Source organism: Methanocella sp., from assembly GCF_035506375.1.
In the GTDB taxonomy this organism is placed as follows: domain Archaea; phylum Halobacteriota; class Methanocellia; order Methanocellales; family Methanocellaceae; genus Methanocella.
Map to the genome: position 1 here is coordinate 1 of NZ_DATJPM010000096.1, position 22,044 is coordinate 22,044.

The window sequence follows — 22,044 nt, forward strand, 5'->3', positions numbered from 1 at the left end:
GACCGGATCTTCCTGGCCGATAACCAGACCTGGGAGCAGCCCGTCGGCCTGAGGCCCGGCCATAACGGCACGAACATGAAGGTCGATTTCCTCCTGTATAAGGATGGGAACACGACGTCTCCCTATCGTGAATGCTATCTCCGGGTCAATGTGACGGGTGGAGAGCCGCCATATTTTTCTTCTCTTGCAATAATTTTTGCTGTGTTGAATTGCTCCTGTATTTTAAGCTTTTTAAGAGGACGGAGGGCACTATTTTTCACCACAAAGGCACGATGGCACGGAGGCCCACAAAGTCTTTTTTATAATTAAGAGACAAAGGGCACAAAGCTGCTTTTTGAACTTTTAAGATACAGGATATGAAGGCACGATGGTAAAAAATATTCTTGTTCATTCCATTGTGTCTTTGTATCCTTCGTGCCCTGATGTTAATGAACCGGCTTTGTGATTCTTTGTAACTTAATTTAAAAAGAAAACTTTGTGAGCCTCCGTGCCATCGTGCCTTTGTGGTGAAAAATAGTGTCCTCCGTGCCCTTAAAAAGCATAAAATACGAGAGCAATTCAACACAGCATAATTTTTAACTTACAAGCCTAAAACAGGACTGCTTAGCCTCGCATATCGGGCATATCCCGGGCGGCTTTCCCTCGACCACGAGACCACAGCCGCCGCAAACATAAAGCCCGCCGATCTTCGGCTCCTCGGCTGCATGCTCGATGAAGCCAAGCATATTCCTCAGCATCTCATAATGCGCTTTTTTCACCTGCGCTATCCGCTCGAAGCTCTGTGCCGCCTGCATCTCGCCCTGAGACCTGGCGGCGGCTGCAAGGGGCGGGTAGAATTCCTCGCCCGCCTCCTGTGCGGCCTCGGACGCCTTTGTCAGGTTATCCACGGTACGATCCAGGATGAATGGCGCCGAAAAATATACGCAGTACTCGCCCAGCAGCTCCTTTGCCTGCCGATAATGCGCGATCGCATGCACCTGCCCGGCGAAGGTCAGCGCACGGAAGAGGCGGGCGACATTCGGGAAGTTCTCGTACCCGGCCTGCTCCGAAAAGATAAGGTAGCGCATATGAGCGGCGCTCTCGGCCCCGAAAGCGTCCCTCACGCTCCGGGCCGTGGCCTTTTTCATATTTCGGCCACCGGCGCCACGGGCTTTTTATCGGCAACGCCGATGCGCATCATCGTGCTGAACAGGTCATTCGCCTTCTTGAGCTGCTTCCTCGCCGTGGACGCGGGCTTGTCTTTCTTGTGCTCGTCGTAGATGCGAATGGCCTCGTTATAGGCGGCGATGGCGCTGTCGCATGCGCCGATGGCGCTCTCGTAGCGCTTCTCGCGGAAATGGATCTCAGCCATATTGGCGTGGGTCTGCCCTATGCTGGTCTTAAGGAACGCGTAGCGCTCGGGCATGGCCTTCGCGTCGAGCGCCTTCGCCGCGGCGGAGTACGCGCCCAGCGCGCTGGATGCGTGCTTCAGCGACAGGTCGAACATGCGGGACTTCAGGTAGACTTCGCTCACAATGGTGTGGGCGAAGCCCATGTTCGAGGAGGCCTCCACATAGTCCTCCCGCGAGCGCTTTTCGAAGAACTTTACCGCGTCCGGATAGAGCGACAGCGCGCTCCGGGCGGCCTGGATGGCATCATCGTAGCGCCTGCCGCGGCAGTACTCGTCGGCCAGGAACGTATAGGCGCAGGCGGCTTTTCCCCGGTACAGCGCCGAATCCCATGGATATACTTTTACGTCGAGCAGCCGGCCCGAGTCCTCGAAGGCCTGCGCGGCGCTCTTGTATCCTTTCACCGGGTTCCTGACCTTCGCCAGTGCGAGGTACGCCATGCCGATCTCTCCCTTGATACAGGCGTGGTCGAGCGGGGTGGCCTCGGCCGTCCGGGCCGTCAGCGCCTCGAAAAGCGCCGTAAGGGCCTTATTCGCCTGCTCCTCCGAGTCGCCGGCCTCGGCGAGCCTCCGGTAGACGCCGCCCATGGCAAATAGTACGCCGTCGTACTCCTCGGCGACGAACATGCGGGTGGCGGACGCCTTCTCGGCCATAGCTGCGGCCAGCTCCAGCGCCTCATGGCGCCCGGTGCGGTCGAATATGGCCGTATATGTTTCCATCATCTTAGTCTCCAGCCGGTTCAGCATGCGCTCGTCCAGGCCTGTGGAGCACACGTTGAAAAGGCCGCCCAGCGACCGGAACGCGAGGGAAGCCGTGCCCGCGTGGAGCGAAGAGCTCGAGACGTCCGCTATCGAGTCGATCGAATGGTAGACGATATCGTGCCGGCAGTGCCTTGCCGCGATGGCCGCCGTCTCGCCCATAAGGGATACCATGGAGGCCGAGAGCGCGATGGACCGGGCGCTGTCCGGCGGCTCCAGGGCCAGGCGTTTCGTCTCTTCGAGCGCCATGAGCACCGTCTCGCTATCGCCGCGCAGACAGAGCTTATCGAGCATCGCAGTAAATTTCAAGCCTACATCTCCCCGGAGAACGGGCCTTTGTAGCGCCGCCGGGCCGGCGGGGCCTTCATGGTCCATGAGCTGGCCGCGCATCTCTTCCAGATGCCGGGATAAAATGCGCCCGGGCTTCGCGCTCTCGATGGTATCGTAACAGTACAATACCAGGGCCGCGATGCCCAGGGCGGAAAGCCCTAGCGCCAGCTCCACATCAAAGCCCACGAAATATTCGGGCTTGAAGGCCAGGTCGCTGGCGACGTAAACAATGGGCAGTGTCATCAGGGCGCCATAGGTGGCGGGCGCCGTATAGCTTAAAATGCTGCGGCGGTAGCCGTTGCGTTCGGATGCGGCGTACCGGAGGGCGCCCGTGACGAGCAGCGCACAGCAGAGGACGGCGACATCGCAGATCAGGAGGGCGCTTAACAGGGTGTCCAGCTCGTCAACGGTCAGCACGACCTTCGATAAGTATGCCTCGACAATGATGAACACGGATGCGACGGCCAGCAGCGACAGCACGGTCGCCGCCGCTGTGCCGATCTCGGGCTCGGATTTTTTAGGCGCCTGCACCTTAGATACTTGCCTGTTATGGCGATTGAGGACGGCCGGTAGAAGCTTCACAAATTAATAAATAATATTAAATATATTTAATATTTGCCATATAAATAGTGGCTTATAGGCCGTCAGTCCCGTATCCGCATGGACATGAACGGCCCGTCCCTCGCGAACCCGAGCTTCCTGTAATATGGCCGTACGCCGATGCCGCTCATGACCGCCAGCTTCCCGTAGCCCGCCTCTTTCGCCAGGCTCCGGGCCTTATTTAAAAGTTCTATGCCGTAGCCACGGTGCTGCCAGTTCCCGTCTTTCTCGCCGATGGGCACCATCCGGCCGTAGACGTGTAATTCACGGATCAGCGCCGCGTCCGCCAGCTCCGTGCGGTGAGGCCGGCAGGGGAACCGGAGCCGGGCGAACCCGATGAGCGCGTCGATGTTCGTCTCCTCGAACGAGATGAAGTGCTCCAGGCCGCCGCAGGCCTCGTATTTTTCCACGCCGAGCTTAACCTGTTCCGGGTCGGCTTTGAGGCCGTTCAGGGCCTTATGGCCGACCTCGCGGCATCGGATGCAGTGGCACTGCTTTCCCTCCCGCTGCATGATATCGCCCGCGAGCTGCCGCACGTTGCTTTTGACGACGCCGGCGGCGATGTGCTTTACTGGTATATCCCTCTGGATGCGCTGGAGTCGTACCCACTTCGGCAGGCGCTCCTTAATACGGGCCAGCAGTAGCGCCGCCTCTTCGCTCGTATAGGGCGTGTACTCCCCCCGCTCCCACTGGTCGTAGAGCTTCGTGCCCTGAGTGACCAGCGTCGGGTATATCTTCAGATAATCTGGGCAGAACCTGCCGTCGGTGAACAGCGTCTCGAAGGAGCGCAGGTCCGTTTCGAAGCTCGAGCCGGGCAGCCCGGGCATCATATGGAACCCGACCTTTATGGCCGAGTCCCGCAGCGCCCGGTTGGCCTCGACGCTGTCCGCGACCGTGTGGCCGCGCTCGATGCGCTTTAAAATAAAGTCATAGGTGCTCTGGACGCCAAGCTCAACTTTAGTCACGCCCATGTCCAGCATGCGGTCGATATGCTGAACGCGGCACCAGTCCGGCCGGGTCTCGAATGTCATCGCAACGTTACGGACGGCCGCCTCCTCGTTCACCGCCTGCGCGTCCTCCGGATATTTAGTATACAGGGGCTCAACGCCGAAGTCGTTCATTGCGTCGAGGCACCGCTTCACGAACCACTGCTGATAATCGAGAGGGCGGGCCGTGATGGTGCCGCCCATGACGATGAGCTCGGCCTTGTCCAGCTCGTGCCCGATCTGCCGGAGCTGGCTCAGGCGGGCCGTGACCTGGCGGTACGGGTCGTAATTCTCCTGGATGGCCCGGAGCGCCGCCGGCTCGGCGCCCGTATAGCTCTGGGGCGAGTTGAATACGGAATCCACGCCGCCCGGGCAGGGGACGCACTTGCCGTGCGGGCATTTATAGGGGGAGGTCATGACTGCGACGACGGCGACGCCGGACATCGTCCGGACCGGCCTCTTCTGAAGAATACCCAGCACGGCGTCGTGGTCGTCGCCCGCCTCCCGGAGTATGTCCGAATTCCGGGGCAGCTGCGAAAGATGATACCGTATGCTCACCATCTTCTTCGCCTTGTTCAGTTCGGCCTGCGTGGCGACGTCGCCCGCGACGATGAGCGAGACCAGCTCCCGGCAGGCGGCCCTCGTGTTTTCCATGTCGCTGCACCTTATGCCTGTGATATATTGTATTTTTCCCTGGCCCGTTGACGGCAAAGAATATATCAATTAATGACTAAACTTTGTCTTCGTTATCGAATAAATCTTTAAAGGATATAGATGACCCGTATTTCGATTAAATTGGCCGTAATATCGCTCGTGCTCGTCTGCACGCTGTCCATTGCGGCACCCGCTCTCGCCCAGTCGACTGTCATAAAGGTCGATGTGTACCCGAACGGGGACGCCCGATGGACCACGGAGAAGATGATACCGCTGGATACGCCGGACGACGTGGCCGGATGGGACGCGACCGCCGCCCAGGGCACGAAATCCTACCTGGCCGACTTTACGATAAAAATGAAAGACTACGTGGCCAGGATCAGCGATATGACCGGCCGCAACATGACGGTGAAGGACGTCAACGTGACGGTCCAGAAATCGCAGCCATATGCCCTGTCGGATAACGGCTCGCACACATATGGCGTCATTAGCTATCAATTCACGTGGACCGGCTTTGCCATGGCCAGCGGGAACGCCCTCGAGGTCGGCGACGCGTTCGTCGACGGATATTTGATGAACGCGGGCGATTCCATCACTTTTACTCTGCCGGCTGGATACAATATCACGAGTATATCCCCGGACGCGGATGACTTTAAGAAGTCTTACCAGCCTCAGGTCCGATGGGTGATGGATTCGACCAATGATTCCGACTTCCGGCTGTTCCCGGGGGGAGAGCCTTCCATTATCATGGAAAAGACTGCTGTCGCCACGGCGTTCAGCTTAGAGTGGTGGATGCTCGTGCCGGTCATTCTCGTCTCAGCCATCGCCGGATTCGGTGTCGCGTATCTGCTCCTGAGGAGGCCTCAGCCTGAGGCGCCCCCGGTGCCGGACATGGACCTGCCGGACGCGGAAGTCGAGGCGGCCGAAGAGCTTCCCGGGCCGGGTGAGGAGGGCCGCTTCATGTCCGACGAGGAGCGGATCGTCAAGTTCCTGGAAGAGGCCGGAGGCCAGATGTTCCAGTCGGACTTGGTGAAAAAGACCGACTTCTCGAAGTCCAAGCTCAGCATGGTGCTCACTGACCTCAAGGAGAAGGGCACCATCATCAAGATTAAAAAGGGCAAGGAGAACCTGATCCGCCTCAACAGGCCCGACAAGCAGGAAGAGCCCCCGAAAGAATGAGGGGTGTGAAAGTACTCCTTTATCTTTTTTACTTCTTGCTTTACCGGTTGTGCCTTCTCGGAGTGGGCACCGCCGACTGGCATAATTTTTTAAGCAATGAGGCCTGCTTTGTATACGGGATAACATGAGCTCTATTAAACGTGGCTGTGGAGAGCCGATATTGCTTATCAGCGAAAGCTACCACAGCGCGGACATGTACTATGCGACGGGCTTCCTGGCACCCGACCGTTTTGTGTATATCTGCCAGGACGATAGTGAGTACCTCTTCGTCAGCCAGATGGAGTACGAGAGGGCGAAAAAACAGTCTAAGGTCAAGAACGTTCATTCCATGGAAGAGTATGATTACCTTAACCGCCTGAGGTCCCTGAAGGACCCGGACCTCGCTCTGGTCGACACGCTCGTGGCGATCTTTAGCTCGATAAATATAAAGAAAGTCAGGGTACCGGCGGACTTTTCACTGCTGCTGGGCGACCTGCTGCGGTCGAAGGGCATCACGGTCGTCCCGACGCCCCGCCTCTTCGAGGAGGCCCGCTCGGTCAAGACGCCGGACGAGCTGGAGAAAATAAAGAAGGCGCAGGCTGTGAACGAGAAGGCCATGGCCCACGCCATCGAGATCATAAAGAAGTCGCAGCCCGTGAACGGCGTGCTCTACTACGAGGGCAGGCCGCTCACATCGGAGCTACTCCAGAGGGAGATCGAGATGGTCTTCATCGCCAACGGCTACGATACCAACGACAGTATCGTCGCGGCCGGCCCCCGCTCCTCCGACCCGCACTTCGCGGGCGAGGGGCACGTCAAGGAGAATGAGCCCATCGTGATCGATCTGTTCCCGTATGGTAAAAAGGACCGCTACTATGCCGACATGACGCGGACGGTCGTCATGGGCAGGCCGTCAGCCGAAATACAAAAGATGTACGACGTCACGCTCGAGGCCCAGAATATTGCGCTGAAGGCGATCAAGGCTGGCATTACCGGCAAGTACGTGAACGACCTCGTCTGCGAATGCTTCGAGAAGCACGGCTATGGCACGACCCGGACTAAATCGGCGGAGGGCTTCATCCACTCGACGGGCCACGGCGTGGGCATCGACATCCACGAGCTGCCTTCTATCAGCGAGTCCGGCCTGGAGCCCCTCAAGGCGGGGCAGGTCGTCACCGTGGAGCCCGGGCTGTATATCAAGGGCGTGGGCGGCGTCCGCATCGAGGACATGGTCGTCGTCACGGATACGGGCTGTATCGATCTCACGAACATGCCTAAGAACCTGGTGATTTGATGGAGCCGGAGATACTGGAAAAGTACAGGAAGGCCGGGGCTATCCTTAAGGAGGTCCGGGAGAACGCCGTGCCCCGGGTGAAAAAAGGGGCGAAGCTCCTGGACGTGGCAGACGCTATAGAAGCAGAAATAATCGAAAAGGGCGCGAAGCCGGCCTTCCCGGTGAACATTTCCATTAATCAGGAAGCCGCACACGACTCGCCGGGCGTCGACGACGAGCGGGTGTTCGGCGACGACATGGTCAAGGTGGACATCGGCGCCCACATCGACGGCTACATCGCAGACACGGCCGTCACCGTCGACCTTTCGGGTAACCCGGACCTGGTCAAGGCGTCCAGGACGGCGCTGGAGCAGGCGATAAAGCTTGTCCGGCCCGGCGTAAACACCACCGAGATCGGGGCCGTCATCGAGGAGACCATCGAGGGCTTCGGCTTCAAGCCTATATACAACCTCACGGGCCACGGCCTGGGCCACTACGTCCAGCACTCCGAGCCCGCCATACCCAATAAGCGCATCGGCCAGGGCGTAAAGCTGGAGGCCGGCCAGGTCATCGCCATCGAGCCGTTCGCCACGAATGGCATCGGCATCGTGGTCGAGGGCTCGTTCATCGAGATTTTCAGCCTGATCCACACGAAGCCCGTGCGCATGCCCCATGAGCGGGAGCTGCTCAAGAAGATCCAGGAGTATAACGGCCTGCCTTTCGCCAGGCGCTGGCTCAAGGACATCAAGTACGTCGACAAATCTCTGACATCGCTCATGCGGCAGGGCATCATCCACGGCTACCCGGTCCTGGTCGAGCACCAGCACGGCCTCGTATCCCAGGCGGAGCACACCATGATCATCACCGAGGACGGCAGCGAGCTCACGACCTGAACGTTAGAGTTATATTGCTGGGCCGATATTTCTTCTACCGTAAATTATGAAAAAGCCAGCCCTTTTATGCCGTATCGTACTGGCATCCGCCGCAGTAGCCCTGGCTCTTGCCGTTTCCGGCTGTATGAACCCGATGGGCCCGCCGCCTGTGTCGGTGACGATCGCCCCGACGTACTCGCCCCCGACGTTCACGCCTATTCCGACAGTCACGACTCAGCCTACGCCGACGACGACCCCCTGGAATGGGGAGATGGTCAGGCTCTATGGCAATGTGACCGTGAAGAGCGGCGAGCACGTCTACGGCACGGTCAAGGTTAGCTATCTGGACAAGAACTACTGGGACGAGTACCCGACCGCGAAGTACGACACGGACCAGGGCGGCTCCTATTCCATGAGCGTGCGGGCGAATGTGCCGTTTAAGGTGACCCTGGGCTACCTGTACACGGACCGCCTGCCCTATGTCATGAACACGTATCTCTATGACGACAAGATCTATACGCTCCAGAACGATATGCAGCTCGATTTCGAGGTCAAGTCGTCGAACGCCACGCAGGTGAAGTAGGGCGAACGCGTAAAAGTTCCCCAAACTTTTTTAGAGTCCGCCCCGTATCATAAACGGGGGATAATTAGTGCGAAAAACGATATTGAAAACACTTCTCACGGTTTCCATGCTGGCCATGTTCCTGGCGGCCATGGCGCCCGCCGCATACTCCGACCACTGGGGGGATTCGGAGGACGGCGGGTGGCACCACGGGCATATGGCGGGCATGGTAAAGCGGGTCGATATACCGATCGCCGTTACGGGCACATCGGATAATTCTGCGACGTTCACGGTCCAGGGAATGGCCATCGAGGGTAAAAAGGGCAAGGTCATGGTCGTCACCCTGGATCAGCCCTTAACAGGGAAATATAACATGACCAGTGATATGGCCTATATATCCACCGGCAATATGGGCAAGGGCATGGGTGGCATGAACATACGCGTGGACGCGGCGAATAATTCGGCGATACCCGTCGCCGGCGCATCTGCCGTACTGGGCCTGGGAGGCATTCACACCGAATACATGGGCAAGGACTACACCATCGCGACGTTCGGTAAATTATCCGTCTACCTGCCCGACGGCACGGCCAGGATGTATGACCTGGAAAAGCCCGTGAAGGTCATCAAGTCTAAGGAGCGGAAGATGGTCATCTGGGACGCCTACCCGGCCTTCACTAAGGCTCTGGCGGATGCCATGAAGGGTGGCGCCACGTTCCCTGCCGACGCAGCGCCCCTTAAGCTGACGGACTATGCCGCCTCCGTGATGAGCGGCATGCCGCAGCGGATCGGCGATACGAAGCCAATGGCGGAGCCGCCCGCATAGGGCGGCCATATTTTTTTAGCCGTTAAAGTCTCCTTTAAAATATAGAACGATAAGTATCTTAACCCCCCAGCCCAATAACAAATGATCACCATGAAGATGCTCATCGATGGCGAATGGACGGACGCGGCATCCGGCGAAACCTACGAAGTCCGCAACCCGGCCAGCGGCAAGCTCCTGGACACGGCGCCCCTCGGCGGCGCGGAAGACGTAAAGCGAGCCGTCGACGCGGCCCGTGAGGCACAGAAAAAGTGGTCCGCGATGCCTGCACGGGACCGGGGCAGGATATTTTTTAAGGCGGCACAGCGCATCCGGGACCGGCAGGCTGACCTGGCCACGATGCTCACAATGGAGCAGGGCAAGCCCTTCAAGGAGGCGAGAGACGAGATCCAGGGCTTCGCCAATATCCTGGAGTACTATGCGGGCATTTCGGCGGCGCTGGAGGACGGCCTCATACCGCTGGCGCAGGGCAAGCGCGGTGCGGTGCTGAGAAGGCCAATCGGCGTCTGCGGCGCCATCATTCCCTGGAACGTCCCCGGCATCATCATGGGCTGGAAGGTCGGCCCGGCCCTCATCACGGGCAACACGCTCGTCCTGAAGCCGGCCACCACGACGCCTCTGACGAACCTGTCTCTGGCGTATGCCATGGGCGAGGCAGGCCTGCCGAAAGGCGTCCTCAACGTCGTCACGGGCCCCGGCAAAAGCGTCGGGGACGAGATCGTCCGGAATCCCGGTGTTAGAAAGATATCCTTCACCGGCTCCATCGAGACGGGAAAGCGCGTGCTCCAGGCCGTATCGGCGTCCATGAAGCGGGTTACGCTAGAGCTTGGCGGCAGCGATCCGATGATCGTCTGCGACGACTTCGACATAAATAAGGCCGTGGCGGGCGCGGTCCACGGGCGGTTCTATAACTGCGGCCAGACCTGCACGGCGGCGAAGCGCCTATTCGTCTTCGAGGCGATCGCCGACGAGTTCATCGGCCAGCTAAAATCCCGGGTAGAGCGCCTCAACGTGGGCAACGGCATGGACGAAGGCGTCGAGATGGGACCCCTGAATAATCGGGCCCAGTGGGAGCAGATCAAAGGGCTCGTCGAAGAGGTGCGTACAAAAGATGAAGGCCGTGTTATCGTGGGAGGGCGCGTGCAGGACGGAGAGCAGTACAGGAATGGCTTCTTTTACATGCCCACGCTTGTAACGAACGTGGCGCCGGATTCCCGGCTCCTCCGGGAGGAGGTCTTCGGGCCGGTCCTGCCCATTGTGGTCGTGAAAGGCCTGGACGAGGCCATCGAGCGGGCGAACGACACGAAGTACGGCCTGGGCTCCTCTATCTGGACGAATGACATGGAAAAGGCCAAAGCCGCCTGCGAAAGGCTAGAGTCGGGCATCACCTGGATCAACCAGCACGTCAAGCTGCCCCCCGAAATGCCGTTCGGCGGCGTCAAGGAGAGCGGCATAGGCCGCGAAAACGGGCTGGAGACCATCGACGCGTACTACGAGCTCAAGAGCATCATGCTGTGACAATCCACAATTACGATTATGCATTAAGTGAATATGAGAAAAAGGCCCGGTTCCGACATATACAATCGATGATTCTGTCCATTAATACTACCGATCCCAAATGTTGTGTTATATTCTAATGTCCGGACGCAGCGATATTTATGCATTTTTTTTGTCTATTTCACCCTTGCTTCCCTGAAGGTATTGTCGGGAGCGACTTTAGTTACTGTAAAAATTGATAATCAATATATCCTCCGGAAGATAGCTTTTATCCGGGTGATTGGATTGTTCAGAGAGAATCGGTCAATTAAATATGCGGCGTTAGTCCTGGCTATCGTTTTCGTCGGATCCGTTCTTGTCAGCGGTCTTGCCATGGCTAAGACTCCCGTTAGCGGATCGACAGATAAAGTACTTTTTAAAGTTAAAAACCCTCATACCGTGGCAAAGACTCCTAACGCGGCCACGAAAGCTATGACAGTAAAGCCTACCGCGAAAACAAAAGCGGTCGTAAAGCCGACGGTAAAGCCTACTGTGAAAAAAATGGTGGTCGTAAAGCCGACGGTAAAGCCGACCGCAGTTAAAAGTAAGCCATAAACAGAACGTAGACAATTTTAATTTTTTACTTTTTTGAAAGTTCGTATTGATTATGATGATAACCTGACCCTCTTTCAGTTAATGTGAATCCACCGTACTTTTCGTAGGATATCAACCGCAATGATACGAGCTTTTTTAGCCTTTAGGTAACGCCGGGGCAAGTAATGGATAGCGTGCTGGCCAGATCTTTTAACCTGACGTATACTTTTTTCTTAATAGTCTTTATAAAAAAATTTAGGGTGGCCGAAATGTTTTAATATTAGGGCGACCTAAATTCTCGTTGTGATAAGGATGCCATCGGAACAGGTAGAAGAGTATCTGGAAACCATTTACGATATAGGCGGTAAGGAAGGCTCCGCGAGGACGACGGCGATAGCCAAATGCCTAAACGTGGCCCCGGCCAGCGTGACCGAGGCGCTCCAGAACATGGCGGAGAACGGCCTCGTCACCTATGAACCATATAAAGGCGCGTCCCTCACGAAGCAGGGACTGGAGATTGCCACGAAGATCAAACGCAGGCACAGGCTCCTGGAAGTATTCCTGACGGATACTCTTCACATAAATAAGGACAATGTCCACGATGAAGCCTGCAAGATGGAGCATACAATATCCGATGAGACGGAGAACGCGCTCTGTAAAATGCTCAACGCCCCTGCCAGGTGTCCGCATGGAAGCCCGATAAGCCCGTGTGCCATGGCCGTTGGCACGTGCGATGAATGCGACATAGCAGCCCACGAAAAGGAATATGTGGCACATGAGAGGAATATTGTGCCCATCACAGAGTTGGCGCCGTGCGAGAAGGGAGTTATCGAATTCCTCCGGGGAGATAAGAAGGTCGTCCAGAGGCTTTCGGACCTGGGTCTGACCCTACATACGGAAGTCGAGCTTCTACGGAAAGCGCCGATGAATGGCCCCATCGAAGTGTGCGTGCGAAGGACGAAACTGGCGATTGCCCGGGAGATCGCCGATAACATCTTTGTCAACATAGCAGGATAAAAAAGGAGTTTACAATTATGGCTGGCAGTGAGGATCGCACGAGACTTGGCCAGGCTCCTAAACTAAAGGATTCGACCGGTAACATTGACCGGGATAAAATAGGCCGGGTAGTCGCCCTTGCCGGCAACTCGAACGTGGGCAAGAGCGCCATTTTCAATCAATTAACCGGGGTCGACCAGATCATCGGGAACTGGCCCGGCAAGACGGTCGAGCGAGCCGAAGGGCTATTACAATACAAGGGCCAAAGGATAAAGATCATCGACCTGCCCGGGATTTATTCATTCTCTACATATTCGATGGAAGAGATCGTATCCCGGGATTTCATCGCGCTCGAAAAGCCGGATGCCGTCGTCAACGTCGTCGACGCATCGGCGCTGGAGCGAAACCTGTTCTTCACACTGCAGCTCATCGAGCTCGAAGTGCCGATGGTCATGGCGCTCAACCAGGTCGACCTGATGGAGAAGAAGGGGCTATCCATCGATGCCAGAAAGCTGGAGGAGATACTGGGCATGCCAGTGGTCACGACCGTTGCCATAAAAGGCAAGGGCATCGCGGACCTGACGGAAAAGATCATTAATATAACGGAACGGCGAACCCTGCCCCACCGAGTCCAGTATGGCCGGGAAATCGAGGAACGTGTCGAGAAACTGGTGGCCGCCATGTGCAAAATGAGCTTCGGGTATCCGGCCAGGTGGACGGCTATCAAGCTCCTTGAGCAAGACCAGGAGATCGTGGCACTCGTCGAAAAATCGAGCCCGGAAATTTCCCGCCTGGCTAAAACGCTCGGGGACGAGATCGAGCAGATCCATGGGGAGCCGTCGAGCATCGTCATCACCGGAGAGCGCTACCATGTGGCCGATATGATCGCCCATCAGGTGCTTATGGAGTTAAAGGCGGGCGTTCAGAAAAGGTCTATGACCGATTGGCTGGACGGCATAGCATTACACCCGGTACTCGGCTACCTTGTGGCCATCGCGGTCATCGGTGGGTTGCTGGTCTGGACGTTCGTCATCGGGGCGCAAATATCCACTTTCATACAGAACGTTTTAACGTCTTTTGAGCAATACGAGCCCGTTATTTCCGGCCCTATCGGGAGCATAATCTGGAACGGCGCGTACACCGGCTTCGTAGCGGGAGTCACGCTTATCATACCTTATGTGCTGCCCTTCTACCTCTTACTGGCGTTCATCGAGGATTCCGGATACCTGACCCGGATAGCCGTGATTCTGGACCGCGGCATGCATAAATTGGGATTACATGGTAAGGCCATCATCCCCCTGATCCTGGGATATGGATGCAACGTGCCCGCCATATACTCATGCCGCATCATGGAATCCCCGAAGCAAAAAAAGCTCCTCGCCTTCCTGGTCACGTTCGTTCCGTGCACGGCCAGGACCGTCGTCATCCTGGGCCTGGTGGCCGCCTTCGTGAACATCTGGTGGGCGTTTGCGCTCTATGCCTTCGATATTCTCCTTATCATCGTCGTCGGGCGCATCGCGTTCAAGGTGATGCCGGGCGAATCTGTGGGCCTTATCATGGAGATGGCGGACTATCATGTGCCGTCGCTCAAGGTAATCCTCAAGCAGACGTGGGCCCGCACCAAGTCGCTCATACTGATCGTGTTCCCTACGTATATCGTCGGCAGCGCGGCCCTCCAGGCCCTTTACGCGTACGGCGTCCTGAACCCCATAAACGCCGCCCTGACGCCCATAACGGTCTGGTGGCTCGGGCTTCCGGCGGTCGCGGGGATACTTCTGATCTTCGGCATCGTCCGGAAAGAAATGACGATCCTGACGCTAGCCGTCATCTTCCAGACCACGAACTTCGCGTCGATCATGTCGCCGGTACAATTGATCGTGCTGGCGCTGGTCAGCATGATCTACATCCCGTGCCTGTCCACCATCTTCGCGATCGCGTCCGAGTTCAGCTGGAAGGACGCCCTCATCATGACCCTCGTGGAGATCGGCCTCGCAATCGCCATTGGAGGCATAGCGTTCAGGCTTTTAACCTTATTCATATAATTCGATAAGAAAAAATCATAACAAAGTATTAAACCCAACCCCGCTTTACGTGCATAGCTTGCAATGACCGTATAAAAAGAGGTATAACATGGCAAAACCTGGAAGTAAGAGTAAAAGAGCAGGTAAGAAAGTATCGGGCGGACCGAAAACCGAAAGACAATCAGTCGAGGCCGGCAAGATCCCCAGCACGCCAGCGGCGGCGCAAGCTTCGTCCCCGCTGATAGATCAGAAAGCCGTAGCCGCGGAAGTTCCCGCGGAAAAGGGCAAGACAGGCATCATACATTTCATCAAGTCGCATTTGTCCGTCTATACGATCGCGATCCTGGCCATCATGGCCGTCATGCTCTACATCCGGATCGCTTTACCATATAATACGGTCTTTACGAATTGGCCTGGCAATTACGTGAACATCGCGGCGGATGACGCGCCGATGCAGATGCGTTTGGTCTATAATACCCTCGCGCATTTCCCCGTCCGTGAGCTCTACGACCCGTTCACGCATTATCCCTACGGTAGTCTCGTACACTTCGGGCCGCTATTCACAATGCTCATCGCTGTCCCCTCGCTCATCCTCGGCCTGGGCCATCCCAGCGCCCAGCTAACGGCCACCGTCGGGGCATACGTCCCCGCCGTCCTGGGCGCACTGTGCGCCATACCGACCTATTATGTCGGCAAGAAGCTCTTCGGCAGGAATACCGGCCTGCTGGCCGCAGTGATCCTCATGTTCCTGCCCGGCCAGTTCCTCGTCCGGTCCCTGCTGGGATTCACGGACCACCACGTGGCCGAGGTCCTATTCTCGGTGGCGACCATCGCCGTGCTGGTCTACGCCCTCGACAGCGCAAAAAAGGCCGGGCTAAGCCTCACCCGGATAAAAGATCGTGACTTTAAAAATATCAAGGAGCCGCTGGCCCTGGCGTTACTTTCCGGCATCGCGTTCGGCTGCTATATGCTCTCGTGGCCGGGTGGCCTGCTCGTCGGGTTCATGCTCTTCATATACTTCGTATTGCAGTGTATCATCGACCATGTCCGGGGCAAGCCGCTGGATTCGACGCTCATCGTGGCGTTCTTCATGTACCTGGTGCCCATGGTCATGGTGCTGCCCTACTCGCTGCAGTACCTTCGCTTCGACCTCGTGAACTGGTCGCTCACCCAGCCCGTCATCCTGGGGCTGGCACTCGTGGGCATCGGGATAGTGTATGCCGTCTCGAGGATCCTGGAGTGGGGCAAAATCTCAAGGATCATGTATCCCGTGGCCCTCGCGGGCATCGTGATGGTCGGTATGCTGCTCCTTTACATCGCCGTGCCCCAGTTGTATGGCATCATTATGGCCGGCCTGGGTAAGTTCCAGTCGAGCGGCGGCATGCTGACCGTAGGCGAAGCGTGGCCTACGTACCTCGACCGCTCGACGGGCCAGTTCTCGCTGACCGCTTTCTGGTATGACTTCGACTGGGCCTTCTATATCTCAATCCTGGCGATCTTCCTCCTCGCCTACCGGGCCTACCGGGATGACCGCCCGAGTGAGCTCATGTTTCTCGTATGGAGCGTGATCATGCTGTGGGCGACGTTCACCGAGACCCGCTTTACCTACTACTTCGCGGTGAACGCGGCCCTGCTCACCGGCTTCGTTGCCAGCGAGCTCTTCTGGATAGCCAGTTCTTCGGAGTTCAAGGATAATTTCATGAAAAAAGTCAAATCGCCGGATGATCTTTCGAAATTTATCTCGAAGAATATGGGCCAGACGCTGGTGCTGTCGATGATCGCGGCCATGTTCATCCTGGTCGCGGTCTGGCCGGTCACCGGCCTCGGCCAGAATATCACCACCCTGGAAGCCCAGGGTGGTCCGGGAAGCATGCAGTACGAGTGGTACGACGCCCTCACATGGATGAGCAATCACACGCCTGACCCGCAGGGAAAGACGGTACAGTCGAGCTTCGACTATGCCAACGGCACGTATGCCATCCCTTCGAATGCGGGCGTTGACCAGTATAATTACCCGGCCAGTGCCTACGGCGTCATGAGCTGGTGGGACTACGGCAACGTCATCGAGTACGTAGCCCACCGCATCCCGGACGCGAACCCGTTCCAGGACGGGATCACCGAGATGAACGGCACGACCGGCGCTTCGCCGTTCTTCTGCTCAACGGACGAGAATACGAGCGTCGGGATGCTCGATAAGCTGAACAGCCGGTACGTGGTCATAGACAACGATATGGCCGTGGGCAAATTCCCGGCCATCCAGGACTGGATCAACGATACTTCCGGCTGGGAAACTCTGACGCAATCCAGCTATATCTACTCTGACGGCACGGGCCTGTATTCGGGCAGCGGCCAGGTGCCCGTGCTGCAGGATACGGATAAGTGGAACAGCTCGATCATGAAGCGTCTCTACTTTGACGACGCCGACGGCATGGGCCACTACCGGCTCGTCTACGATTCCGCGGGCCCGTACTACGTGAACATGAAGGTCGTCGACCGGTCGCAGGGCTATGCCGGCTACAATAACCCGATATCCTTCAACGACCTGTCGAGCGCCACCCGGATGTACGACATGTACAGCAATTATACCATTGCGTCGGACTCTTCGGGCACCAGGTACGGTTACGATGCCAGGCAGCCCGTCAAGTTCGTCAAGGTCTTCGAAAAGGTCAAGGGCGCGTCGATCACCGGAAGCGCCCCCGCGGACGCCTCAAATGTGACGGCATCGCTGACGCTTAAGACCGACTGGGGCCGAGAGTTCGCATACACGGAAACGGCTCCCGTTGTTAACGGCGCATACAACCTTGTCGTATCATATCCGACCGAGAAGATGCAGGGCGATGGTTACTCCTACGGCATCATGCCAGAGGGCGAGTACACCATCAGTTATGGCAACACGACAAAGAGCGTGAACGTAAGCGAGAATGCAGTTATGAATGGAGATACAATACGGGTAGCATAAAGCGGAGGGACGGGAAACCCCGTCTCTTTTTTAACTTTGGCCCTACTCAGAATATAAATAAGCCAAATTAGACTAAAAAGGTTTTTTATCATGTACGAAAAAACTTGATATTAGGATGATGTCGATGGAGACCGAATCGATGCAAGAATGCGACGCACGAATGCGTAAAGCGCGCTTTTGGATTAGGCAGGGCCGGAGGGCAATGCTGGTTTTTGGAGCTTTATTCGGCGTGATAATCGTGACTTTAATTTTAACTAAAGTGCTCCTCATATTCGGTATTAGCATTCCGACCGATCTTTTCGACGAGATTATCTTCGCCGCTATAAGCTTACTCATGGTCTCCAGCCTGGTTATATTGGCCTGTAACTTCTTGAGAAATCTGTATCAAAAGGGTAGCCCCTGCGATGCTTGTAATCCGCTCCAGACTCATTGCTCTGAATGCAGTTTTCAAAAGCCCGTAAATTTAGAAAAGAAAAAAGATGGATAAATCCGCCCAGTTTAATGATATCGGCAAGCCCACGATGGATCATAAGGAACTCGACTTTGGCGGCGACGACCTTAAGGGCATGCTGGAAAGGCAGATCGCCCTGGAAACGGCGGACGTCGAAAAGTACAAGCACCGGATCGAGACCATCGACGACCCGGAGGTCGTCGGCGTCCTGAGGCATATCCTGGACGAGGAAAAGCGTCACCGGAAAGAGTTCAAAGAACGGCGACAAAATATATGTGAACTGACTACCGACCCCCCAATCGGTCAGTTGACCACGCGCTTTTACATTTTACTTTTTAAAGGTTCAATGGGTTTAATCCTAATTTCGAAAATACGTTGAAGCCTTGAAGTTCTGTCTTTTTCTTCTAAATAAATTCCGACATGTAAGATCTATGGCGAACCCCCAGACCCCTTTCGTAGAGCAGCACGTATTTGAACCTTCGACGATTATGAGAAAAAGGCTATATATTTATGTTCCTAGTTAGAGTGGGCGAGGATACGGCATGAGATCTATACCGACAACGCTTGGCTATCTGGCACTGGTAATCATTATTTTGAGCGCGGCATCGCCATCAGTGTCTGCGACCTCCATGCAGTATGCGCCGCCTCCGCCCGGCGACTTCATGCTGTATAAGTCAGACCACTTCGACATTTACTATGATTCGACACGCATCACCGACGTGAGCGGCGTGGTCATGGCGGCCAACGCGGCCTACGCGAACGTGACGGCTTTTTACGGCAGCTACGATTACCATGACCGGATCATCCTGGCCTCGAGCCATGAACAGTACGCCAATATCCTGCTCAATTACCTGACCAATGAGAATATATCGGAGAGTAATGTGGCGAGCGCCTGGGGCGATGCGGATAGCGGCACCATCGTGATCGAAGTGCCCGACCAGCTTCCGAATTTCACCACGGTGCTGACCCACCAGTTCGCGGAGATCGTCCTGCGCACCAGGCTCATCAGCAACAAGTATACCGTGCCAGCCTGGTTCTCGGAGGGCCTGGCGATCTTCATCTCGGGCGACCTTTCAGATTCGGGAAAGGCGCTGGTCGAGGATGCCTGCCGAAATGGCAAGATGATGACGGTAGCCCAGATGAACGAGATATTGAGCAATGCGAACGACCCGTCTGTCAGCCCGGACGAGGCTAAAATGGCCGAAGCCCAGTCAGGCATGCTCATGCAATATATCGCGCAAAAATACGGCGCCGACAGCTTAAATCTCATCATACAGGACTACGGGTCGCTGAACGACCTGGATAAATCTTTTATGAGGCACCTCGGATACGGGCCCGAAGGCATTAACATCGACTGGCAGAACGAGCTGAAGGGCGAGCTGAACATCCGTGACGGCATCGTGACCTCGGAGAACGCCCATGGCTACGTGACCGATGCCGGTGGCAAGCCCATCGCGAACCAGACGATCACTTTTACGTGTATGAGGAACGACTCAGCGGTTCTCGGCAAGATCTACACGGCGACGACTAACAGCTCGGGCTTTTATAGCCTGAACCTGACATACGGCCTGTTTAAGGTCCAGATACACAGCCCGGGCTACGCGGACCTGCTGGACTCGATCACGCTGCAAAAGGGCGAGCTCCGCCTCTATAACATCACGCTCGCGAATGCAGAGACAGTGACTGCGACGCCGATCCAGAATATGACCCAGAACGTCGCAGCGAACCCGGAGGCAGCGGATAATAGTCTGATCTACATGGCGCTGGGCGCGGTCAACGTGCTGGCGATTTTGCTTATCGCCTTTATCTTCCTGCGGGTCAGGAAATAGGCAGGGCCGCAGTGTTTTTCTTTTTTCTTACCTAATAAAGTTTAAATAGTATGTAAAGCCTATTAAAGTCCGCATTAATACGTTTTTGATGCCAGACGCAGGGGTTGCCAAGTCAGGTCAAAGGCGCAGGATTCAGGGTCCTGTCGTGTAGGCGTTCGTGGGTTCGAATCCCATCCCCTGCACTAATAATTATCACGTGTTTTTTTAAATTTATGCTGCATTGAATATTAATAGGTAATTGTTTAGCAAATAGTCTTATTTTTATCATTTGCGTAATAGCCAAATTTATCGATAGTTTCCGATTATCTTTTTCAATTTTTATGCTTTGTTGAATATGCCCTTTTAAGTCTCGAAGTGTACTGAGGGCACTATTTTTCACCACAAAGGCACGAAGAGCACGGAGGCCCACAAAGACTTTTTTATAATTAAGAGACAAAGGGCACAGAGCCGCTTTTTGAATTTATAATATATGAAGGCACGATGGTAAAAAGTGCTCTTGTTCATTCCACTGTGCCCTTGTATCCTTCGTATCCTGATCGCCAATGAACCGGCTTTGTGATTCTTTGTAACTTAATTTAAAAAGAAAACTTTGTGGGCCTCCGTGCTCTTCGTGCCTTTGTGGTGAAAAATAGTGTCCTCCGTGCTCTTAAAAAGCTTAAAATATGGGAGTAATTCAGCACAGCAATTTTTTTTAACAATTAACTAGCTTAGTAATCGTTTACTAATTAACAAAACTTGACTTATTCAACACAGCACAAATTTATGAATAACTTCGTGACTATGCTTTGCGTCGCTTCGTTTATGGTTCATCTTCTTGAACCGGGAACGGCCGCAAGAATAAAAAAAGTCATAATCGGTTTTATTATTATTGTTTATTGGTCTGATGTAATTCATTTATCTTCGCGGACCGTATGGTGTACATATTGGGGCTGAGCTGGCTGCCGATTTTAATTTATAAAATAAAAATATTGAGCCATTTTTGTAGAATCAACAGGCAGTCGCATAAACTCCAAATTAATTGGAACAAATTGTTCTCATAATCATTATAAAAAAATAACTTTATCTAATAATAAGCCTTCTGCTCGTCAATTTTCCATGTTGCATCGAAATATTTATCTAGTACAGGAACAATAATTTCTTGAGGAACAATAAGTTGTTCCCCAAACGTACGCTCAGGCATGGAGCCAATTGGGGAGAGCAATCTACGATAGATCACCAGGGGATTGCATAAAGGGGGTGAGTAACTGCATGGGGGGCATGCGGCTGCTCATAAGGGGAAATATTGGCCCCATGCCAGGCGTCGTGAACATCACGTTCATCTCCCATGGCTCTTTTATTTTTTTAGCAAAGTTAAATAGCCGGAAGCCTGATTCTAAGCAGTGGTGGATAAAAGTGACAGAAGTGATCAGGCCCTTGAACGATATGACCGCGGCAGAGGTGCTCTCGGAAGAGGGCGAATTCACGAACTTTATCCGGGCAATGGAGATATCGGGCGTTGGCGGCCTGCTCGAAAAGAAGGGGCCCTACACCGTGTTCGCTCCGATGGACGACGTCTTCAACATGGAAATGTTAGGCGGCATGATCGGGTCTGCGAAGCTGGACGTCGTTCTCGGGCAATTCATCGTCCCGGGAAAATATATGCTGGCAGACCTCCGCTCCCTCCAGATGCTAAAGACGGTAAGCGGATATCCGCTGATCATAACCACGGACGATGGCATCAAGGTCAACGGGCTGAGGATATTCAAGCCCGACCTGCCATATAACAAGGGCATAATCCACGAGGTCGCAAAAGGAGTAAGGCCTTAAATTTATCTATCTGGCGGCCATAATTTAACTCATGAAGTTCAACGATATCGTGAAGCTCCTGGTCGCCTTCGCCGCGAGCTTTTTAGCGGCGGCCATCGGCTCGATCTTCACATTTACGAGCATTGCCACCTGGTACGCGGCATTGAACAAGCCTTTCTTCACGCCGCCGAACTGGCTCTTCGGCCCCGCATGGACGATACTATATATCCTGATGGCCGTCGCGCTCTTCCTCATCTGGCGGCTGCCCGAGAGCAAGGCCCGGAACCAGGCGATGGCGCTGTTCGCGGGCCAGCTTATCACGAACGTGCTCTGGTCGGTCGGATTCTTCGGCCTCCACAACATCCTGCTGGGCGTCGCCCTCATCCTGGTGCTGCTCGCCCTCATCGTGCTGACGACGTACGAGTTCTATAAGCTCTCGAAGCCGGCGGCATATGCCATGGTGCCTTATATCCTGTGGGTCTGCTTCGCCACGTGCCTTAATGTGGCCGTATTCTTCTTAAATCTGTAGCGC

Annotated in this window: 18 protein-coding genes and 1 tRNA gene; 16 read left to right on the top strand and 3 right to left on the bottom strand. The window is 55.3% G+C overall.

The genetic code is table 11. The features are described from left to right. Window positions 1-12: 12 nt before the first annotated feature. Window positions 13-309: a DUF1616 domain-containing protein gene (locus VMC84_RS13100; protein WP_325381416.1), complete on the top strand. Its 297-nt coding sequence runs from the start codon at window positions 13-15 to the stop codon at window positions 307-309. A gap of 266 nt (window positions 310-575) precedes the next feature. Here the strand turns inward: VMC84_RS13100 and VMC84_RS13105 are convergent, their stop codons facing one another. The 3 genes from VMC84_RS13105 to VMC84_RS13115 form a co-directional block, all read right to left on the bottom strand. Continuing rightward, a complete protein-coding gene (locus VMC84_RS13105; RefSeq protein WP_325381367.1) occupies window positions 576-1,127 on the bottom strand; it encodes a rubrerythrin family protein in 552 nt (183 codons plus the stop codon). After that, a complete protein-coding gene (locus VMC84_RS13110) occupies window positions 1,124-3,058 on the bottom strand; it encodes a hypothetical protein (protein ID WP_325381369.1) in 1,935 nt (644 codons plus the stop codon). Before VMC84_RS13110 ends, VMC84_RS13105 begins: the two co-directional genes overlap by 4 nt. A gap of 62 nt (window positions 3,059-3,120) precedes the next feature. Continuing rightward, complete coding sequence (locus VMC84_RS13115) at window positions 3,121-4,716, bottom strand: tRNA uridine(34) 5-carboxymethylaminomethyl modification radical SAM/GNAT enzyme Elp3 (protein WP_325381371.1); 1,596 nt, start codon at window positions 4,714-4,716, stop codon at window positions 3,121-3,123. A 120-nt stretch (window positions 4,717-4,836) separates the two neighbouring features. Here VMC84_RS13115 and VMC84_RS13120 point away from each other — a divergent pair, with 120 nt between their 5' ends. From VMC84_RS13120 to VMC84_RS13190, 15 genes are all read left to right on the top strand, one after another. Continuing rightward, on the top strand, window positions 4,837-5,895 hold the full coding sequence (locus VMC84_RS13120) for a helix-turn-helix transcriptional regulator (RefSeq protein WP_325381373.1): 1,059 nt from the start codon (window positions 4,837-4,839) through the stop codon (window positions 5,893-5,895). 124 nt (window positions 5,896-6,019) lie between these two features. After that, window positions 6,020-7,168, top strand: coding sequence for a Xaa-Pro peptidase family protein (locus tag VMC84_RS13125; RefSeq protein ID WP_325381375.1), 1,149 nt, complete (start codon window positions 6,020-6,022; stop codon window positions 7,166-7,168). Next, window positions 7,168-8,040, top strand: a complete 873-nt coding sequence (gene map, locus VMC84_RS13130; protein ID WP_325381376.1) for a type II methionyl aminopeptidase — start codon at window positions 7,168-7,170, stop codon at window positions 8,038-8,040. Before VMC84_RS13125 ends, map begins: the two co-directional genes overlap by 1 nt. A 46-nt stretch (window positions 8,041-8,086) precedes the next feature. After that, window positions 8,087-8,602, top strand: coding sequence for a hypothetical protein (locus VMC84_RS13135; RefSeq protein ID WP_325381378.1), 516 nt, complete (start codon window positions 8,087-8,089; stop codon window positions 8,600-8,602). A 67-nt stretch (window positions 8,603-8,669) separates the two neighbouring features. Beyond that, window positions 8,670-9,404, top strand: a complete 735-nt coding sequence (locus tag VMC84_RS13140) for a hypothetical protein (protein WP_325381380.1) — start codon at window positions 8,670-8,672, stop codon at window positions 9,402-9,404. A 90-nt stretch (window positions 9,405-9,494) separates the two neighbouring features. Further along, window positions 9,495-10,919 carry an aldehyde dehydrogenase family protein gene (locus VMC84_RS13145; protein WP_349256783.1) on the top strand — a complete coding sequence of 475 codons (1,425 nt, stop codon included), beginning with the start codon at window positions 9,495-9,497 and terminating at the stop codon, window positions 10,917-10,919. A 264-nt stretch (window positions 10,920-11,183) separates the two neighbouring features. Further along, complete coding sequence (locus VMC84_RS13150) at window positions 11,184-11,492, top strand: hypothetical protein (protein WP_325381384.1); 309 nt, start codon at window positions 11,184-11,186, stop codon at window positions 11,490-11,492. Between the two features lie 291 nt (window positions 11,493-11,783). Then, the gene (locus tag VMC84_RS13155; RefSeq protein ID WP_325381386.1) at window positions 11,784-12,488 is read left to right on the top strand and encodes a metal-dependent transcriptional regulator; all 705 of its coding nucleotides are present in this window, start codon (window positions 11,784-11,786) and stop codon (window positions 12,486-12,488) included. Window positions 12,489-12,505: 17 nt separating this feature from the next. Further along, a complete protein-coding gene (gene feoB, locus VMC84_RS13160) occupies window positions 12,506-14,509 on the top strand; it encodes a ferrous iron transport protein B (protein ID WP_325381388.1) in 2,004 nt (667 codons plus the stop codon). 88 nt (window positions 14,510-14,597) lie between these two features. Next, window positions 14,598-17,447, top strand: coding sequence for an oligosaccharyl transferase, archaeosortase A system-associated (locus VMC84_RS13165; RefSeq protein ID WP_325381390.1), 2,850 nt, complete (start codon window positions 14,598-14,600; stop codon window positions 17,445-17,447). A 479-nt stretch (window positions 17,448-17,926) separates the two neighbouring features. Beyond that, a complete protein-coding gene (locus VMC84_RS13170) occupies window positions 17,927-18,277 on the top strand; it encodes a ferritin-like domain-containing protein (protein ID WP_325381392.1) in 351 nt (116 codons plus the stop codon). 163 nt (window positions 18,278-18,440) lie between these two features. Then, the gene (locus VMC84_RS13175; RefSeq protein WP_325381394.1) at window positions 18,441-19,727 is read left to right on the top strand and encodes a peptidase MA family metallohydrolase; all 1,287 of its coding nucleotides are present in this window, start codon (window positions 18,441-18,443) and stop codon (window positions 19,725-19,727) included. A 97-nt stretch (window positions 19,728-19,824) separates the two neighbouring features. After that, window positions 19,825-19,909, top strand: a tRNA-Leu gene (locus VMC84_RS13180). Window positions 19,910-20,963: 1,054 nt separating this feature from the next. After that, window positions 20,964-21,533 carry a fasciclin domain-containing protein gene (locus VMC84_RS13185; RefSeq protein WP_325381396.1) on the top strand — a complete coding sequence of 190 codons (570 nt, stop codon included), beginning with the start codon at window positions 20,964-20,966 and terminating at the stop codon, window positions 21,531-21,533. A gap of 31 nt (window positions 21,534-21,564) precedes the next feature. Further along, window positions 21,565-22,041, top strand: a complete 477-nt coding sequence (locus VMC84_RS13190; RefSeq protein ID WP_325381398.1) for a TspO/MBR family protein — start codon at window positions 21,565-21,567, stop codon at window positions 22,039-22,041. Window positions 22,042-22,044 lie beyond the last annotated feature (3 nt).

What these genes read in the sequence shown, in the direction of transcription:
- VMC84_RS13175 (WP_325381394.1), top strand. Translation starts at nt 18,441, where the DNA reads ATGAGATCTATACCGACAACGCTTGGCTATCTGGCACTGGTAATCATT.
- feoB (WP_325381388.1), top strand. Translation starts at nt 12,506, where the DNA reads ATGGCTGGCAGTGAGGATCGCACGAGACTTGGCCAGGCTCCTAAACTA.
- VMC84_RS13120 (WP_325381373.1), top strand. Translation starts at nt 4,837, where the DNA reads ATGACCCGTATTTCGATTAAATTGGCCGTAATATCGCTCGTGCTCGTC.
- VMC84_RS13135 (WP_325381378.1), top strand. Translation starts at nt 8,087, where the DNA reads ATGAAAAAGCCAGCCCTTTTATGCCGTATCGTACTGGCATCCGCCGCA.
- VMC84_RS13155 (WP_325381386.1), top strand. Translation starts at nt 11,784, where the DNA reads ATGCCATCGGAACAGGTAGAAGAGTATCTGGAAACCATTTACGATATA.
- VMC84_RS13115 (WP_325381371.1), bottom strand. Translation starts at nt 4,716, where the DNA reads ATGGAAAACACGAGGGCCGCCTGCCGGGAGCTGGTCTCGCTCATCGTC.
- VMC84_RS13165 (WP_325381390.1), top strand. Translation starts at nt 14,598, where the DNA reads ATGGCAAAACCTGGAAGTAAGAGTAAAAGAGCAGGTAAGAAAGTATCG.
- VMC84_RS13145 (WP_349256783.1), top strand. Translation starts at nt 9,495, where the DNA reads ATGAAGATGCTCATCGATGGCGAATGGACGGACGCGGCATCCGGCGAA.
- VMC84_RS13170 (WP_325381392.1), top strand. Translation starts at nt 17,927, where the DNA reads ATGGATAAATCCGCCCAGTTTAATGATATCGGCAAGCCCACGATGGAT.
- map (WP_325381376.1), top strand. Translation starts at nt 7,168, where the DNA reads ATGGAGCCGGAGATACTGGAAAAGTACAGGAAGGCCGGGGCTATCCTT.
- VMC84_RS13190 (WP_325381398.1), top strand. Translation starts at nt 21,565, where the DNA reads ATGAAGTTCAACGATATCGTGAAGCTCCTGGTCGCCTTCGCCGCGAGC.
- VMC84_RS13105 (WP_325381367.1), bottom strand. Translation starts at nt 1,127, where the DNA reads ATGAAAAAGGCCACGGCCCGGAGCGTGAGGGACGCTTTCGGGGCCGAG.
- VMC84_RS13125 (WP_325381375.1), top strand. Translation starts at nt 6,020, where the DNA reads ATGAGCTCTATTAAACGTGGCTGTGGAGAGCCGATATTGCTTATCAGC.